Source organism: Enterococcus sp. DIV1368d (assembly GCF_050542975.1).
Taxonomy (GTDB): domain Bacteria; phylum Bacillota; class Bacilli; order Lactobacillales; family Enterococcaceae; genus Enterococcus_D; species Enterococcus_D casseliflavus.
In genome coordinates, this window is record NZ_CP172939.1 from 1,403,926 (window position 1) to 1,420,462 (window position 16,537).

The 16,537-nt window shown below is 44.4% G+C and carries 15 protein-coding genes and 2 other annotated features; of the genes, 9 read left to right on the forward strand and 6 right to left on the reverse strand.

Annotated features, from left to right (window positions below):
- Window positions 1–36: 36 nt before the first annotated feature.
- The 4 genes from IGJ44_RS06460 (at window position 37) to IGJ44_RS06475 (ending at window position 2,903) form a co-directional block, all read left to right on the forward strand.
- Complete coding sequence (locus tag IGJ44_RS06460) at window positions 37–1,017, forward strand: aldo/keto reductase (RefSeq protein ID WP_413131436.1); 981 nt, start codon at window positions 37–39, stop codon at window positions 1,015–1,017.
- A 75-nt stretch (window positions 1,018–1,092) separates the two neighbouring features.
- A complete protein-coding gene (locus tag IGJ44_RS06465) occupies window positions 1,093–1,500 on the forward strand; it encodes a MerR family transcriptional regulator (protein ID WP_430606453.1) in 408 nt (135 codons plus the stop codon).
- Window positions 1,501–1,560: 60 nt separating this feature from the next.
- Entirely contained in the window at window positions 1,561–2,121 is a 561-nt protein-coding gene (locus IGJ44_RS06470) for an NAD(P)H-binding protein (protein WP_430606455.1), read from the forward strand.
- Between the two features lie 164 nt (window positions 2,122–2,285).
- On the forward strand, window positions 2,286–2,903 hold the full coding sequence (locus tag IGJ44_RS06475) for a YitT family protein (RefSeq protein ID WP_151195351.1): 618 nt from the start codon (window positions 2,286–2,288) through the stop codon (window positions 2,901–2,903).
- 52 nt (window positions 2,904–2,955) lie between these two features.
- Here IGJ44_RS06475 and IGJ44_RS06480 read toward each other — a convergent pair whose 3' ends face one another.
- Genes IGJ44_RS06480 through IGJ44_RS06495 form a run of 4 tightly spaced genes read right to left on the reverse strand, consistent with a single transcriptional unit; the run spans window position 2,956 to window position 6,035 of the window.
- Window positions 2,956–3,720, reverse strand: coding sequence for an ABC transporter permease (locus tag IGJ44_RS06480; protein ID WP_167822892.1), 765 nt, complete (start codon window positions 3,718–3,720; stop codon window positions 2,956–2,958).
- A complete protein-coding gene (locus tag IGJ44_RS06485) occupies window positions 3,717–4,628 on the reverse strand; it encodes an ABC transporter ATP-binding protein (protein WP_151195349.1) in 912 nt (303 codons plus the stop codon). The genes IGJ44_RS06480 and IGJ44_RS06485 overlap by 4 nt, the downstream gene beginning before the upstream one ends.
- On the reverse strand, window positions 4,625–4,852 hold the full coding sequence (locus IGJ44_RS06490; protein WP_167826712.1) for a PLDc N-terminal domain-containing protein: 228 nt from the start codon (window positions 4,850–4,852) through the stop codon (window positions 4,625–4,627). Before IGJ44_RS06490 ends, IGJ44_RS06485 begins: the two co-directional genes overlap by 4 nt.
- Window positions 4,845–6,035: a helix-turn-helix domain-containing protein gene (locus IGJ44_RS06495; protein WP_430606457.1), complete on the reverse strand. Its 1,191-nt coding sequence runs from the start codon at window positions 6,033–6,035 to the stop codon at window positions 4,845–4,847. Before IGJ44_RS06495 ends, IGJ44_RS06490 begins: the two co-directional genes overlap by 8 nt.
- Window positions 6,036–6,205: 170 nt before the next feature.
- Between IGJ44_RS06495 and IGJ44_RS06500 the strand changes: the two genes are divergently transcribed.
- Complete coding sequence (locus IGJ44_RS06500) at window positions 6,206–7,357, forward strand: glycerate kinase family protein (protein WP_167826879.1); 1,152 nt, start codon at window positions 6,206–6,208, stop codon at window positions 7,355–7,357.
- Window positions 7,358–7,431: 74 nt separating this feature from the next.
- Here IGJ44_RS06500 and IGJ44_RS06505 read toward each other — a convergent pair whose 3' ends face one another.
- The gene (locus IGJ44_RS06505; protein ID WP_074535663.1) at window positions 7,432–7,770 is read right to left on the reverse strand and encodes a RidA family protein; all 339 of its coding nucleotides are present in this window, start codon (window positions 7,768–7,770) and stop codon (window positions 7,432–7,434) included.
- Window positions 7,771–8,038: 268 nt separating this feature from the next.
- On the opposite strand from IGJ44_RS06505, the gene IGJ44_RS06510 reads away from it, so the two are divergent.
- The gene (locus tag IGJ44_RS06510) at window positions 8,039–10,603 is read left to right on the forward strand and encodes an HAD-IC family P-type ATPase (protein ID WP_167826710.1); all 2,565 of its coding nucleotides are present in this window, start codon (window positions 8,039–8,041) and stop codon (window positions 10,601–10,603) included.
- 16 nt (window positions 10,604–10,619) lie between these two features.
- Here IGJ44_RS06510 and IGJ44_RS06515 read toward each other — a convergent pair whose 3' ends face one another.
- Window positions 10,620–12,071 (reverse strand): helix-turn-helix domain-containing protein, encoded by a 1,452-nt coding sequence (locus tag IGJ44_RS06515; RefSeq protein WP_074535665.1) that lies wholly within the window; start codon window positions 12,069–12,071, stop codon window positions 10,620–10,622.
- A gap of 861 nt (window positions 12,072–12,932) precedes the next feature.
- Window positions 12,933–13,145: a binding site (T-box leader), on the forward strand.
- A gap of 66 nt (window positions 13,146–13,211) precedes the next feature.
- Window positions 13,212–13,458: a binding site (T-box leader), on the forward strand.
- A 58-nt stretch (window positions 13,459–13,516) separates the two neighbouring features.
- Between IGJ44_RS06515 and trpE the strand changes: the two genes are divergently transcribed.
- The 3 genes from trpE to trpD are packed head-to-tail and all read left to right on the forward strand — an operon-like array spanning window position 13,517 to window position 16,534.
- The gene (gene trpE, locus IGJ44_RS06520; protein WP_430606459.1) at window positions 13,517–14,923 is read left to right on the forward strand and encodes an anthranilate synthase component I; all 1,407 of its coding nucleotides are present in this window, start codon (window positions 13,517–13,519) and stop codon (window positions 14,921–14,923) included.
- Entirely contained in the window at window positions 14,904–15,482 is a 579-nt protein-coding gene (locus IGJ44_RS06525) for an aminodeoxychorismate/anthranilate synthase component II (RefSeq protein WP_074535669.1), read from the forward strand. Before trpE ends, IGJ44_RS06525 begins: the two co-directional genes overlap by 20 nt.
- A 17-nt stretch (window positions 15,483–15,499) precedes the next feature.
- Window positions 15,500–16,534, forward strand: coding sequence for an anthranilate phosphoribosyltransferase (gene trpD / locus IGJ44_RS06530; protein ID WP_074535670.1), 1,035 nt, complete (start codon window positions 15,500–15,502; stop codon window positions 16,532–16,534).
- The last annotated feature ends 3 nt before the right edge of the window (window positions 16,535–16,537 follow it).

The following is a 16,537-nucleotide window of genomic DNA, read 5'->3' on the forward strand; positions in this document are numbered from 1 at the left end:
GCTTAGTGTAACTTAAAAAAACAGGAGGACGTAAAAATGGACTATGTAAAATTTGGCAATACAGGACTTGATGTGTCACCTTTGTGTTTAGGGACAATGGGATTTGGCGATCCCAACAGCGGGTTTCATGAGTGGGTGTTAGAAGAAGACGACAGTCGTGAAGTCATCAAAAAAGCCTTGGATCTGGGCATCAACTTTTTTGATACGGCAAATGTCTATTCTTATGGAGCGAGCGAAGAAATCGTCGGTCGAGCATTGAACGATTTTGCGCCCCGGGATGAGATCGTGGTTGCCACAAAACTATATTCTAAAATGAAACAGCGACCTAACAGTGGAGGCTTGTCCCGAAAAGCGATTTTTTATCAAATCGAACAAAGCTTAAAACGCCTGCAAATGGACTACATTGATTTGTATATCATCCATCGTTGGGATTACCACACGCCAATTGAAGAAACCATGAAGGCATTACATGATTTGGTAGTTTCTGGAAAAGTACGCTATATCGGCGCATCTGCGATGTACGCTTGGCAATTTGCCAAAGCACAAGCAGTTGCAGAGAAAAATGGCTGGACCAAATTTGTTTCGATGCAAAATCACTTGAACTTGCTTTATCGAGAAGAAGAGCGGGAAATGATGCCCTTGTGTGCCGATCAAAAAATTGCCGTGACGCCATATAGCCCATTGGCTGCTGGACGGTTAACAAGAGATTGGGGTGCAGAGACTAAACGGTACTTAACGGATAAAACCGCCAATCAAAAGTACGACAAAACGATGGAACAAGACCGAGAGATCGTGGCGCGGGTCGCACAGATCGCTGACAAACACCAAAGCAAACGGGCGCAAATCGCCTTGGCTTGGTTATTACAAAAAGAACAAGTGGTCGCACCAATTATCGGCGCAACAAAAGAAAGCCATTTATTGGATGCATTGCCTGCCCTTGATCTAAAGCTGACTGCCGAAGAGATTGCGTATTTGGAAGAGCCTTACTTGCCTCATGCAGTGGTAGGAGCGGAATAACGAGTAATAAAAGGGCTTCTGGCTCGTAGCATACAAAACGATCTAGGAAAAAATGCAAAATAAGGAAGTGAAGCCATGAATATCAAGAAAGTCAGTGAATTGAGCGGTGCTTCCGCTGATACCATCCGTTATTATGAAAAAATTGGGCTGATCCCGGCAGTCAAACGCAACAAAAATGGCGTTCGTGAATTCGATGAAGATGATTTAAAATGGATCACCTTTACCAGACAAATGCGCAACGCTGGACTATCGATTGATGGGCTAAGTCATTACCTGGCTTTATTTGAAGAAGGGCGAGGAACGGTTCCTGAGCGTAAGCAGCTGTTAGCCGAACAAATTGCAGTTTTGCGGGAGAAAATCTCAGATATGACGGAAGCTGTTGAACGTTTAGAATACAAATGGGAACATTACGACGAGCATGTTCTGCCGACTGAAGAACGACTGCGTCAACGCAAAGCCAATCTCGTCAACCAGACTTTATGACAAGCCATTTTTTCTACTCAAAGAACGAGGCTTGAATTTTTCAAAAATGAAAGGGAGCTTATGAAACGACTTGCGATTTTAGGTGCTGCTGGCACGATCGGTCAGCGATCACGGCGAAAACTTTTGGAAAGAACCAATCGACCACTCGTACTCTATGACCGCCGTGCAACGGAGCGTTTGCATGAGATCGATGCTGCGCGTGAGACGATCATTGATGGTGACTTTCTCGATTTAGGACGACTCGTTCGGGCATTGCAAGGCTGCCAGTCGGTTTTTTTGACGGATATCCATGATCCTCGGGCAACGCTGCGGGTGATCGAGGCAATGAAATTAGCAGAGGTCAACCAATTGATCAGTGTCGCACCCGAAAAAGGACTTTGTACATCGGAGGCATTGAAGCAATTGGCAGACTTAACAGCGCCTTTTCTTGCCCCTGAAAAGCATCAGCTGCTCTTGCAGCAAAAAAATCGCTTAATGTCCTACCAATTGATTGTAGGCTCAGAGTTGGCTGTTCGCTTTGTTCATTTGCCATCAATGGAAGAATGCCTGTTACAGCCAGTGGGATGGCAAGAAGCAGTCGCAGAAGAAATGCTTGCGATGTATCACTGCTATACAGCCTAAAGCCTGTGCATTTGTGATGAAAACCAACATGCTTTCTTGAAGTTCAGAATCATTTTTTTCATGTTTTCATGAAAAAAATGGTTCTTTCTTTTGAGCTTTTTTTGATAGAATAGACAGAAGCTTTTATCCATAAAATTAGTTGCCAGATTGAAAGGAGAACGTTGATGGAATCACTTATCAAAAAAAATCTTGCTTTATTGCTTGGGGTGCTGTGGATCTGCATCGCATTAAACTTTTTCCTTTTGCCTCACAGTATTGCTTCTGCTGGTGTCGGGTCGATCGGCTACCTGATCGAAACCGGCTGGTCGATCAATCGTCATATCGTTGTCTGGGGGATTAATTTATTGATGCTGGCGTTGGCATTTTTGCTTTTAAAGCGAGAGGTCTTTGTCAATACGGTTATCGGCAGTCTGGCATTTCCCGTTCTTCTGGCGCTTTTACCAGAAATTATGCTGCTGCGCTTTTATTCCATCTCATTGATTTTAGGTAGTTTCTTCTTTAGCTTTGGTATCTTTTCGCTCTACAAAATCGGCGCGTCTAATGGCGGTGTGACAATTCCGCCACTAATTTTGGAAAAATACTATGGCATTCGCAGATCCAGTGGGGTTTTCTTGACCAATTTGATCATCATCTTATTGAACCTCCTGATCTTTTCTTGGCAAGAAGCACTTATTTCTGCCTTTTCGATCTACTTGATTGCCTTCTTCATGCGGCTCTTCATGCGAATCGAACAAAAAATGCAGGCCAAGAAATCTGTGAAAGTCCAAGGAACAGCAAAATAGAGTAACATATCAGAAGCAAAACATCGGTGCAAAAAATCTGCACCGATGTTTTTTAATATTTTCTTTTTCTTAGAACAGCTATGGAACCAGTCAAACAAGCGATGATCAAAAAGCAAGTTAACAACAGTGCTGGCAGCAGTTCCCCTAGTTTGATTTGGTCGGTTAAGTAGTTAGGAAATTGGCTGGAAAGGGAATAAGGATTCCAGTTTGTTACTTGACTCCATAGGTTGCCTAACATGCCCATCAGATAACAGACGCCAATAAACAACAAACCTTGATAGATACTTTTAGCAAAGCTGGAACCTAGCAGCAGGATGCTGATTGCTAGTAAACCGAAAAGCCAATAGCTGACCAAAGCGCTAGGAACTTGAGCAGCGCTAGAATCATCGAAATAGATCAAGGTATAAAAAGCACTGACACTGGCACTTAGGAGGTAACTCAAAGACCAAAGAATCATTAAATAGCAAGCTTTGGCACAGACGATCGTGGTTTTTGGTAAGCCTCTGGTGATCAGCTGAATAAAGGTACCCTGATTTATTTCGGCTGACAGCGTATCGGTAAAAAGAATCACAAATACTAGCAGACCAATCGTGCCGATGTTGCTGTAAAACTGAAGCCACGCATCGATCGATGTCGGATCAGCAATCGTGATTTCAATCGATTCCGGCATCATACTGGCCATCAGATCTGGCATGATTTTGGCAGTAAAGGGAGAAAGCATACCAATCAGGGCAAACAGGATCAAGCAAATCAGCAGTTTTTTGCTGCGAAGACCACCGAGAAATTCTTTCTTTAAGAAAACAAGAAACACCTTCATTTGATCACCTCCAAATAAATCGCCTCTAAAGTCGGTTCGATCCGTTGAAAGGATTCAGGTACTATCTGTTGTTCATTGAGCAATCGCAGCAACTGCTTTCCAACATTCGTGTCGGCAGTTTCGTCGATCAGTAATTGATTGTTCTTTCTTTCTGACGCAATGCCGTGGGATGCTAACAGATTGGCAAATTTCGAATGGTCACCTTCGTTGGTAAAGACAATCCCAAAGGCGGTTTTTCGATAACGTTTTTTTAAGGAATCCATCGGTTCAAACGCCTGGATCTGGCCTTTGTGCAAAATCGCAATGTAATCTGACAGCTGCTCGACATCTGCGAGAATATGGGATGAAAAAAGAACTGTCGTTTCTTCTTTGATTTTAGCCAATACATCAAGAAAGGCCTTGCGACCTAAAGGATCGAGTGCAGAGGTCGGCTCATCACAAATCAAGATGGCGGGGCGGTTGATCAGAGCTTGGGCTAACCCGAGACGTTGCTTCATACCGCGAGAAAAGCCAGCGATTTTTTGTTTCGAAGCCTCCAGGCCTACCAACGCTAAAACTTCCATCACCCGCTGAGGCTGAAAAGGTTCTTGATTGGGCTGGATCTTTCCGCAAAAAGTCAAATATTCTACAGCTGTCATAAACGAGTAAAACTGCGGTACATCTGGTAAATAGCCGATCCAGCGATTGGTCTTGGCTGAGCCAAACTGTACTGGTTCGCCACAGACAGTGATTTCGCCTTCATCAATGGGGAGCAATCCTAAAATCGCCTTCATGGTCGTTGTTTTGCCGGCGCCGTTTTCCCCGACAAACCCCACGACGCTGCCCTTTGGAACCGAAAAGGTTAGGTCTTGCAGCACTTGTTTGCGCCCAAAACGCTTGGATAAATGGTTGATCTCGATCATCTTCATTGTTGGTCCTCTTTTCCGAAAGCAAAATAAAGGATAGGACCGATCAGGCTAACAAAACAGGCGATGAAAAGCCAAAGAATGCGGGAGCCGAATTTAAACTGTTCTTGTTTTAAAATATCGCGAACCGCCAAGACGATCAAGACCAATTGCAAAACAATCAAGGGGATCAGTACGGGCAAATAATCAGACATATTTTCTGGTATATTTAGTGAAACATTATTCATGTGAAGCCTTCCTTTGTGGCTCATTTTCTTGTTCGGACAGTTTTTGCAGCTGCTGAAATAATTCTTCAAATAGTGGTTGCTTCAGATAAGGTTCAAATAATGATGTGAACTGCGCGATTTCGAGAAATTGTTTTTTGACACTACCTGAGTTCCGCGGGATCTGACTGCCTAATTCTAATTCGCTGATCCACTCATCGATGCTGTTGAAATAATCGTCTCCTTTCAAAACGATTTCCTCAGGCGTGTCTGCTAATGTTTTGACATACAGTGTTAATGCTTGCAGCAATAAGCTTTCCTTTCCTAAAGCCGCAAACGAAACCATCCCAGCGGCTAGAAAATTCAGTAAAGAAATAGGATGCAGCTGGGCCAGTTGGAAGCTCTCGCTGAGTGCCAGCCCACGTGCAAAGGTTTTTTCCAGTTGCTCCTCGTCTTGTGTGAGCATTGCTAAATAATTCGTTAGCAAACTCATAGAAATAATTAAGTACTGGTAAATCGCACTTTGCGTAACGAGCTCAGCTTGTTGCAACTGATTGTTTTGCTGAAATGCTGCGGCAATCAACGGTTCGCTGGGTAAAAACGAGAGAGTTTTCGTGCCAAGGATCGCCAAGACTTCTTCTGGCTTGTTTCTCATCAGAAGACAATAAGCATCGATCTGTTTCGCTTGTTGTGCCAGCTCACTGTCGCCTTGGTCCATGATGCGTTGGTACAGGGTTTCTGCTTCCTTCAAATAGGTATTTTTCTTTGCTTCCATCAAAGCGTCTTCGTAAGTTTGCCCTTTCGGGACGCCTTCTACGGGGACATCTGGCAGCAGATCCCAATGATTCAAGTAAAAGGACCCCATTTGTAATAAGAATGGATAACAAGAGTAATAGCGCTTGGTAAAACTTTGAGCAAGTGCGAGAACTTCCGTTGGTGTTTGTGTTTGAAAGGCGTCTTTTAGTAATTGGTAGATTCGCTGGATCTCTTTAGGGGATAGCTGCGAGTCCAAAATCAATAATTCATCGACGCTGCAATCAAAATACGCTGCTAATAAGGGTAGCGAGGTGATATCTGGATAAGACTGTCCCGTTTCCCATTTCGAAACGGATGCTTTGGACACATTCATAAACACTGCTAATTCTTGCTGGGTAATACCTCGTTGTTTTCTTCTCCGAGCGATTTCCTCGCCAATTGGTAAGTCCATAGTGCACCTCCGATAGGTTTGTTTGGTATACTTCTATCATAAGAGGATAAGAGATGACTTACAATGGATTGCTAGTTAATTTTTGGTTGATTTAATTAACTAAAAGTTGATTATAAGGCGAAGTATTCCAATCTTTGGGAAAGAGATGATCGTAAATGAGAGGTAGAAAATTGAAAGTTGTAGCAGCGATCGATTCCTTCAAAGGAAGTGCCACTTCCGCAGAACTAAATCAAGCGGTCTTAAGCGGGTTTTCAGACCAGTGGGAAACACGCAGTATCCCAATCGCTGATGGGGGAGAAGGGTCAATGGCAGCAGTCATTGCTGCGCTGGGAGGCAATTACGAAACGGTTTCAGTGACCGCTCCATTAGGCGGTAAGTTGCAAGCCCGTATGTTGGTCACAAAAATCAAGGAAGAAAAAATTGCCCTGATTGAATCTGCAGAAGTGATTGGGTTGCAACTCGTGGAACCTAGTGACGAGACCACCCGCAATAGCTCTTCTTTTGGTTTAGGCCAAATGGTCTTAGCAGCTTGCAGGCAAGGTGTGAAAAAAATTTACCTGACCCTTGGCGGTAGCGGCACTTCTGATGGGGGCGTAGGCTTTTTACTTGCGCTAGGAGCAACCATTCAAAGAAACGAGCGGATGGAAAACAATCCTTTGCTGCAAGCAGAATCTCTGGCGCTCAGCCAGTTGAACCCTCTGCTTGCACAAATTGACCTATTTGCATTAGCCGATGTAACGAATCCCTATTTTGGCAATCAGGGATTTGCGCAGGTTTTTGGTCCGCAAAAAGGGGCATCCCAAGAAACGATCCAGCAGTTGGATCAGCAGGCAAAGCGCTTGGCTGAGCACATCAAGCGGACCGCGGGGATCGATCTGGAAGTCCCTGGTGCTGGTGCGGCAGGTGGGCTTGGTGGTGCTGTTCGTTTGGCAGGTGGTCAATTGGTTCCTGGATTTGCGACGATCGCTTCATTGGTTGGATTTGAGGAAAAAATCAAAGAAGCAGATTTGTTGATCACGGGTGAAGGACGCATCGATGGGCAAACCGCTGGGGGAAAAGTACCCTATGGCGTCACGTTGCTCGCCCACAAACATCAGGTCCCGGTTGTTGCCATCTGCGGCTCCCGAAGCGACGATCTAGGAAAACTGCCGCAACTACTATCTGCCGTCTTTTGTATCCAGCAAGGTCCGATTTCGTTGACAGAAGCGATGGAGAAAAAGCGAACCTTAGTGAATGCTCAACAGACTGCTCAAGCCATCGCTGGTTTTGTGGAACAGTGGCAAAAAAAGACTGAATCAGACGCTTCAAATAGGACTGAATAAGAAGATAACACCAAAAAAACTTCGTATTGGCTACTGCCTTTTGTACGAAGTTTTTTTGGTGTTTCTCTCTGTGCTTAAGCCAAGGTAGCTTGTGCTTCAATCTCTACTTTAAATTCAGGGGCAACCAAGCCGGCAACGATGACGAGACTCATGGCTGGTTTGTTTTCTGCCAAAATAGTTGTAAACGCCGTACGGACAGCAGCTAAGTAGGCAGCATCTGTTAAAAAGACGGTCATTTTGACCACTGATGACCAAGTCAACTGATTGGCTGATAGTAGCTGTTCGATCTTTTTCAAAACGATGGTTGTTTGCTCTTGCGGGTCCTCAGGTGTGGCTCCGTCTTGCGACGGCGTTTGACCAGAAATGAAAAGAAAAGGTCCTTGAGCGATTTTTGTATCGGTATAGATTGCCATTTCTTTGGCTCCTTTCGTCTATCTTGCCTTTGGATGATGGGACAGATAGAAATTGATTGGGTGTGTCCTAGTTTACTTGATTCCACCTGCAAAAACAATCAACGGACGTTTTCAGTTGGTTGTGTGAAGCCACGCGACCAAGCCGCTCTTCCCCTTTAATAAAAGCACTCATTTTTTTCAGGCCCCGCTGAAATTATCGCCAGAATTTTATGGTTTCAATGTCTTATACTATGTTCAGATCAAATAAATAAACAAGGAGGAAAAAAATATGAATTGGTACAAAAACACAATAGAAGAACTATTACACACGTTGCAAACAACACGGCAGGGCCTTTCCTCCGAAGAACGCAACCAGCGTTTAGCAAAGCAAGGTGAAAATACAATTACTGAGGCAGCGCAGATCCCCACATGGAAGAAATTCGGCAAGCACTTTACCGACTTACTGATGTTGGTCTTGATCGTCGCAGCCGTCTTAAAAGGGATTTCTGGTGATTATATCGAAAGCGGCATTATTATGGCAGTCGTCGTCATCAATGGATTCGTCGGCTACTGGCAAGAGCGCAAAGCCCAAGAATCACTGGATGGATTGAAGCAGTTCATGGGGCAAGAAGCAACGATTTATGTTCACGGCCGCAAGAAGAAAATTGCTGTTTCTTCCTTAGTAAATGGAGATTTAGTCGTTTTAGGACCAGGAGATGTTGTACCAGCAGATATGCGCTTGATCGAAACCCATGATCTTGTGATTGAAGAGTCGATTTTAACTGGCGAATCTGAGCCTGTTCAAAAAATGACCGAGCCTATTACTCAAGAAAGTACGATTGGCGACCAGCGAAACATGGCGTTTTCTGGTACCCATGTAGAAAGCGGAACTGCCAGCGGGATCGTCGTTGAAACAGGGGACGATACACAAATCGGCCAGATCAATCAAGCAATTCAGTCTGTGAAAGCGCAAGAAACCCCGTTGATCAAAAAAATGAAGCAATTGAATCACCAAATCTTTAAAGGCATTATCGGATTAGTGGTTTTCTTGATCTTCTTTACTACCTTCCGCTACGGCTTTGATCTTGATCTCTTGTTCTCATCAGGTATCGCCTTAGTGGTAGCGATGATTCCTGAGGGCTTGCCAGCCGTGCTGACCATGATTTTATCGATGGGTGTCAAGGAAATGTCTGAGGAGCAAGCAATCATCAAAACGATGCCATCAGTGGAGACACTAGGTGCCATGACGGTGATTTGTTCAGACAAAACAGGAACCTTGACCAAAAATGAAATGACGGTCGTCGATGTTTTAGTTGAGTCAAACGTGGATAAAGCAACGGTGCTTGATATCATGGCAAATTGTCAAGACTTGAAGCAAGACGAAGGACAAAAGGCTGCGGATCTGGTTGGGAACCCAACCGAAAAAGCCTTGTTACAATACGCAGAATCAGCGCAGCAACCATTGCGTAAAACAGTCGATAAGATTCCTTTTAGTTCCTCTTACAAGTACATGGCAACACGCCATCAAAATCAAGAAGAGCCGAATGCCTCGGTAGTTTTTGTCAAAGGTGCGCCCGAAGTGTTGCTTGAGAAAAGCCAACTGACTTCAGATCAAAAGCAATGGTGGTTAGATGAAAGTGTAAAATTAGCAGCGAAAGGGCAGCGGCTGATCGGCTTTGCGCATCTGACGCTGTCGGCACAGGAATCCTTGTCCCACGAAGGGCTAACCAATTTAACCTTTGTCGGGATCGCTGGCATCATTGATCCTCCGAAAGATAGTGCCATCAAAGCGGTAAAAGAGTGCTTGCAAGCGGGCATCCAAGTCAAAATGATCACAGGAGACCATGGCAAGACCGCTCAAGCCATCGGCAAGCAAATTGGCTTGAAGCACACGAATCACGTGTTGGAAGGGCTAGAAATCGATCTGTTGTCGGAGGAAGAATTGCAGCAAGCAGTCCAAAAGACAGACATCTTTGCTCGAACGACCCCTGAGCATAAATTACGGATCGTTAGTGCTTTGCAGGCGAATGAAGAGATCGTCGGAATGACCGGTGATGGCGTAAACGATGCACCAGCGCTGAAAAAAGCCGATATTGGGATCGCTATGGGGATCAAAGGCAGTGAAGTAACCAAGCAAGCAGCCGATATGGTTTTGGCAGACGATAATTTTCATACGATCGCCAATGCCGTCCGAGTGGGTCGTCGAATCTACGATAATTTGAAGAAAACCATCAACTTCTTCTTACCAACTGCGGTTGCCCAAGGATTGATCGTTATTGCGGCACTCTTGTTGAACCGACCACTACCACTGACACCTGTCCAAATTTTATGGGTAAATATGGTTACAACGATCACGCTTTCTTACGCACTCGGTTTTGAAAAGGCAAGTGCGGATGTCATGAATCGACCACCACGGCCAATCAAAGAAGGTATCTTATCTTGGTACAGTCTGTTCCGCATCTTCTACGTCTCGCTGTTGATCATGATTCCTTCCTACATCTTAGCGATTCAGTTTGAAGGAACGGTCCTTCAGCAAAGCATGCTACTGCAAAGTATCGTCTTTGCTCAAGCAGTCTACTTGTTGAACTGTCGTGAGCTGGTCAAGCCAGCCTTGAATCGCCAACTCTTTGCCAATAAAGCACTCTTAGTCTCCCTGGCACTGCTGATCGTATTACAGGCAGCGATTTTCCTAACCCCTCTTGGGCACCAGCTTTTAGGGATCGGTTCTTTGACCTTGACGCAGCAGTTGAGTATCGCTGCTAACGGCGCACTCCTTTTCGCAGTCGTCGAAGGTGAGAAATTTATTACAAACAAGCTGCAAGGACGGCAAAAAGCCGCCCCAGTGAAACAATAAAGGCAGCTTGATGATTCTAGTGATAACTTAAATAATAGGTTTGGATGAGCTCAGTCACTTGATTGAGCTCATTTTTCGTTGGTACCATCGATAAGTAAAAAACTGGAACAGATACTTCCTCTAAAGGGAAATTTGAGAGAATAAAATCAACCTCGATTTTCGCCAACGCTTCTAGTTGACCAGGCTCGATCGCCGATAAAAGGATGCGGGCACCGAGGAAGTCATTCAATTCTTGCAGGAGATAAGCTTTCCAGGCAGGCTCACCTTGGAAAACAAAATATCCTTTTGCGCGAATGGGATTGATTTGTAAAATCGCTTGTTGGATCAGTAAGGTGGTGGTTGACCATAATGGAAAACTCATTTCCGATTGACTGGCTGTTTGCTCTTCTAAAAAGTCATGGATCGTCGCTTCGATCGATAGCGAATAGGGTTGATTTAACCGTTGGATCTCGTGAAATTCTAGCCCGAACAATTCTGAGAGCTTGGCTGACTCTTGCGATTTGATCAAAAGCAACAGTAGATTCTCAATCAGTTGTGTATCACTAGCTAAAGACAACTGCAACAAGCGGTCTAGTTTTCCAACAAAATGGGTCGTTTTCTGATAAATAGTTTGGTAGGATTCAAGGGTTGCTTGGATCGTTGCGGACCAGTCGTTATTGTAGTTCCAACTTTCTAAGAAGCAGTAGAAGCTAAAGAAGTGTTCGCTGCGTTCTAAATAAACGCCTTCTTTTTGATACAGCTGGCTTAATGGCTGTTGGAAAAGGCTATAAAGGGGATCGTCCCCTTGAAATTCAAAGGAATCGATACGGCAATTGGCTTTGATGCGAATCGTATTGATAAAAAACCAGCAGGTACCGTAGATTTGTTCCACTTCGATCTGCAGCTTGGCTTTTGCTAAGCGATCCAAGAAATGAAAATAGTGGGACTCATGAATCGTATATTCCTCAAAAAAGTAATTGTTATGGGTGTATGGCAGTAACAGGCGATGAAAAAAAACACGGATGTTGATCTCACTTCCTTCAAAGCGGATCATGCGATTGGTGATCCGAATCCGCAACGAAAAATCAGTGAGACTTTTGTTTAATTTTGTCACATGTCGTCGCAAGGTCTCATAGGATGTCCCTGTTTGGCTAAGAATATCTTGCGTACGGAGTTCGCTGGAAAAAAGCAATGCTTTCATCAAAGAAACACCGATCGATTGAGGGAAAAACGTTTCCCAGAGCTGACTCATCAACAATGGCCCATCATGGGTCAGAGCAAAGCCACTACTGGCAGCTTCGATCTGCCAACCATCAGGCAATTGTTGGCGAATATAGGTTAGATCGGAAAAAACGGTTCGCTCCGTCGTATCGATCAATTTTGCTAGTTGCTTGGCAGTGATCATTTTGTGATTCGCCAGTTGTTCCAAGAGAAGGATCTGACGTAATAAATCCTTCTCCGTAATGATTTTTTTCATCATCCCATCCATGACAAAAACTTCCTTTCCGAGTCTTGAAGGTCAAAAGAGTCACATTGACTGTTTTGATGAAAGACAACTCTTTCGTGTTCTTTTTGATTTTATACGAAAAAGGCAAGTTTTGCTATTTCCAATTCACTGGATGATGTTTTTTTTATTAAAAAAGATGGGATCGGCAACCTTCTGAGTAACTGTCTAAAGGAATGCGTTTGTTTTATGTGTTTTAACGGTTAGAGGTCTATCATGTGTTCGTATTTCTTCATTCGCAAATACATAGAATAACTTTCTTTCGACAATTTTATTTTTGAGGAAAAAAGACTCTTTTTGCGAGAGGCGTAGAGTTTTCGATGGAGCGCAGAATTGATGATCCATTCAATTTCTGCTTGTTCTTCCTCGGATAATTCGACTTTTTTCTCATTGGATCGAATGAGAGAGTAAGTAAATTCTAAGCAGCTCATTTTATAAATAAAGGTGGAAAAATATAATTTGTCTATGTGCATTTAATCACCCTTTCTTACATTCGGTTCAATCATATAGAAGAATATTTCAAATAACAACTTTGTTTTTTCATGATGTTATGAAAATTTTGGATAAATGTCGATTTTTTGGCAAAATTATAGCAAAGTTTTCACTCTTTGATCTTCACGCAAGGGTTATAAAAAAACAAATATTATTTAAATAGAGTGGCAGCTATAATAAAGTACGCTGAAAGAAGTGAAGGAGATTTTTGTCCTAAAGAATGTCTTTTTATTTTGGTTAAGGCAACCCATTGTAGGTTGTTTTCTTGTATTGTCAAAAGGAGTCAAAAAATAAAATTCGCTTTTTTCTGTTGACAGATCTGCAAAAGCCACGTAATATAGCTACCAATAACTAGTAAAGACCAAACAAAAGAGAAGTATGAGGACGTTCGTCTTGCAGAGAGCTGATGGTGGTGTAAATCAGCAGATTGACGCTTCAGAAATGGACTTTTGTGTCGAAAGGCTGAAATCAGTAGGCTTTTTTCGGGATCTCCCGTTACAGAGAACGATCGTTGATAGACGATCTAGAGAACCAATTGAGGTGGCACCGTGAGTAATCGCCCTCATGCAGACGAGTTTGTTTGCATGAGGGCTTTTTTGTTTTTCTTGCCCTTCAACCAATAGAAAAATAAACGTAAAATCAAACTAAGAGAAGTACTTGAGTCTTTTTTGGTTACAGAAAGTCGGCGGTGATGAGAGTCCGATACCAAGAAATCAAGGAAATGGCCTTAGTCGATCATTTTTTGAACCCTTTTTTGGCAGTAGGAAAATGCGGGAACTCCCGTTATAGAGGAAGACCGTTGTTAGACGGTTGATAGAGAAGAAGTTGTTTCTTTAGGCAACTTTCAATTGAGGTGGTACCGCGGTCATTCGCCCTCAAGCAGACGTTTTTATGATGTTTGCATGAGGGCTTTTTGTTTACAAAGAAAGGAGCAGCTTATGTATCGAATGGAACGAATCAACAGCGATTGTTTGACACCTGTCTCAGTGTTTTTACGGATTCAAGGGGCGCATAAATGTTTACTGGAAAGTATTCCCAGAGAAGAAGATACCGGACGCTATTCGATCCTCACTTTTGATCCTGTTCAGAAACTGACCTTTAAGGATGGTGTTTTTCAAGTGGAGGATCTTTTGGAAAAAACGGTCAACAAGTATCCCTGTCAGGACCCTTTAAAAGAAATGGAGCGGTATGTAGTCAAAAAAGAAATCACCGCTTTATCGGATCTGCCGTTGCAAAGTGGGGCGATCGGGTATGCGGGCTATGATATCGCCGCTTGCTATGAAGATATTGGACAACTGCCCGCAGATGAATTGCAGGTGCCTGATATGGCCTTTTGGCTTTTTGAAACTTTTCTCGTTTTGGACCATCAGACGGAAACTTTAACGATCATTCTTGAAAATTGCTACAGCCAAAGGGGGACCGCCGAGATGAAGCAGGTACTCCAAGCGGTGCAGCAGCAATTAAGGACACCGGTCGCAGCTGAGACCCGTGGGTTATCGAATGAAAAGCTGCATTTTACAAGTAATGTTACCCAACATGCCTATGAAACGATCGTTCGTGAGGCAAAAGCCCGAATTACGGCAGGGGATATGTTTCAAGTGGTTCCTTCCCAACGTCTGCAAGCAGCATTTACACAAGATCCTTTTGACTATTACCGAAAACTGCGAGTGACGAATCCGTCTGCCTACCTTTATTATCTTGATTTCGATCACGGATTCAAAGTGATCGGCAGTTCACCTGAAAGCTTGATTCGGGTTCAAGGAACAACGATCACCACAAATCCAATCGCTGGTACCCGCAAACGAGGGGCAACCAAAGCAGAAGACGAAGCTTTGGCGGCGGAACTATTAGCAGATGAAAAAGAACGTGCAGAGCACCAAATGCTGATCGATCTGGGGCGCAATGATTTGGGACGAATCGCTGAACATGGCACGGTTCATGTTCCTTTATACATGGTGATCGAGAAATACCGCTATGTCATGCATATCGTTTCGGTGGTGGCTGCTAAGCGCAGAGCAGGTGTGACGGCAATGGATGCCTTGAAAGCAACCCTGCCAGCAGGCACGGTCAGCGGGGCACCAAAGATTCGTGCCATGACTCGCATCTATCAGTGGGAAGCTGTTCGAAGAGGGGTCTATGCGGGAGCCGTTGGGTATTTTTCTCGAAATTGTCAAGCGGATTTTGCCATCGGGATTCGGACATTGGTATTGAAAGACGAGATTGCTTATGTCCAGGCAGGGGCGGGTGTCGTTTATGATTCTGATCCCTCATCGGAATACCACGAAACCTTACACAAAGCCAAAGCACTATTGGAGGTGTCAGCCAATGATCTTACTCGTCGATAACTATGATTCGTTTACTTACAATCTTCTCCAGCTCTGTCCAGAAGAAACAGTCGTCTTGCGAAATGATGATCCAGACCTTTTCCTTGTTGCTAAAGAAGCAGATGCCATCATTTTTTCCCCAGGACCAGGACGGCCCGCAGAGGCAGGATTCATGATTCCTTTGATCAAAGCCTACCACGATAGCAAGCCGCTTTTAGGTATCTGCTTAGGTCATCAAGCCATTGGGGAAGCGTTTGGTGCCACAGTGATCCAAGCACCAGCTATTATGCACGGCAAGCAATCGAGCCTTACGTATCAGAAAAAAGGCGTGTTCGAAACCTACCTAGGAGATATGACGGTCATGCGCTATCACTCGCTGGTTATTGAGCCAGCGACCCTTCCTGCACAATTTGAGGTATTGGCTGAAACAAAAGGGATCATCATGGCGATCCAGCATCGACAAAAGCCGATCGTAGGACTCCAGTTCCACCCTGAATCAATGGGGACAAACGAAGGGGCGTTTTTTATCCAACGGTTTCTTGAACTCATTTCAGAAAACTCAGCAAAAAGCAGCAAATGAAAAAGGAGGAACTTTTTATGGAAGCAGTCAAAATACAGCAGCCACAGCAAATCACCCAGCAGCTTTTTAATGGCCGTCATTTAAGTTATCAGGAGATGCGTCACTTTGCTCAAGGAATTTTAAGCGGGGTGTTTTCAGAAAGTCAATTGGGCGCAGCATTAGTTGCTATGAAGATCAACGGCATCACAGCTGCCGAATTGACTGCTTTAGCAGAAATTATGTTAGAGCATGCCGTGACCATTCCTTATGAAGGAGGAGACGCCATGGACAATTGCGGCACTGGCGGCGACCACTCCAATAGTTTTAATGTCTCCACTACGGCTGCCTTCGTTTTAGCAGCCGGGGGAATCACGATGGCAAAACACGGCAATCGCAGTATTTCTAGTCGTTCAGGCAGTGCCGATGTCTTAGCCTGCTTGGGGGTATCGATCCAAGCATCACCAGAAAAAATCGCTGAGCTATTAACGACTGTCGGCATCGCGTTTCTCTTCGCTCCCTCGTTGCATCCAGGCATGAAAGCAGTGATGAAGATACGGCAAGAATTAGCGACGCCAACGATTTTCAATCTATTAGGCCCCTTGATCAATCCTGTTCCGTTGACTACGCAACTGATTGGGACATACGCAGGCGAGAGCTTGGCCGACACCGCTCAGGCGTTAGGCAGTCTTGGTCGGCAAAGAGCAATGGTGATCCATGGATGCAACGGAATGGATGAAGCCAATTTGGCAGGTGAAACGGCGATCAGCTTTTATCAAGGAGGAGCGGTAGCCAATTTTTCTTTGGATCCACAAGCATACGGCTTTAAGCCAGCACCGATCGAGGCGATCGTCGGCGGGGATGCCGTTCAAAACGCCGCGATCTTAACTGCGGTGTTGAAAAATCAACCCTCCGTTTATCTAGAAACGGTGGTCTTAAATGCAGGGTTAGGTTTTTACGCTAACGGCAAAGCCGCCACGATAGCGGAAGGGTTTGCGATGGCACGGGCGTGTATCGCTTCGGGCGCCGCCTATGACAAACTGCAGGAGTTGATCCGCCAGTCAAATAGTCAATAATTA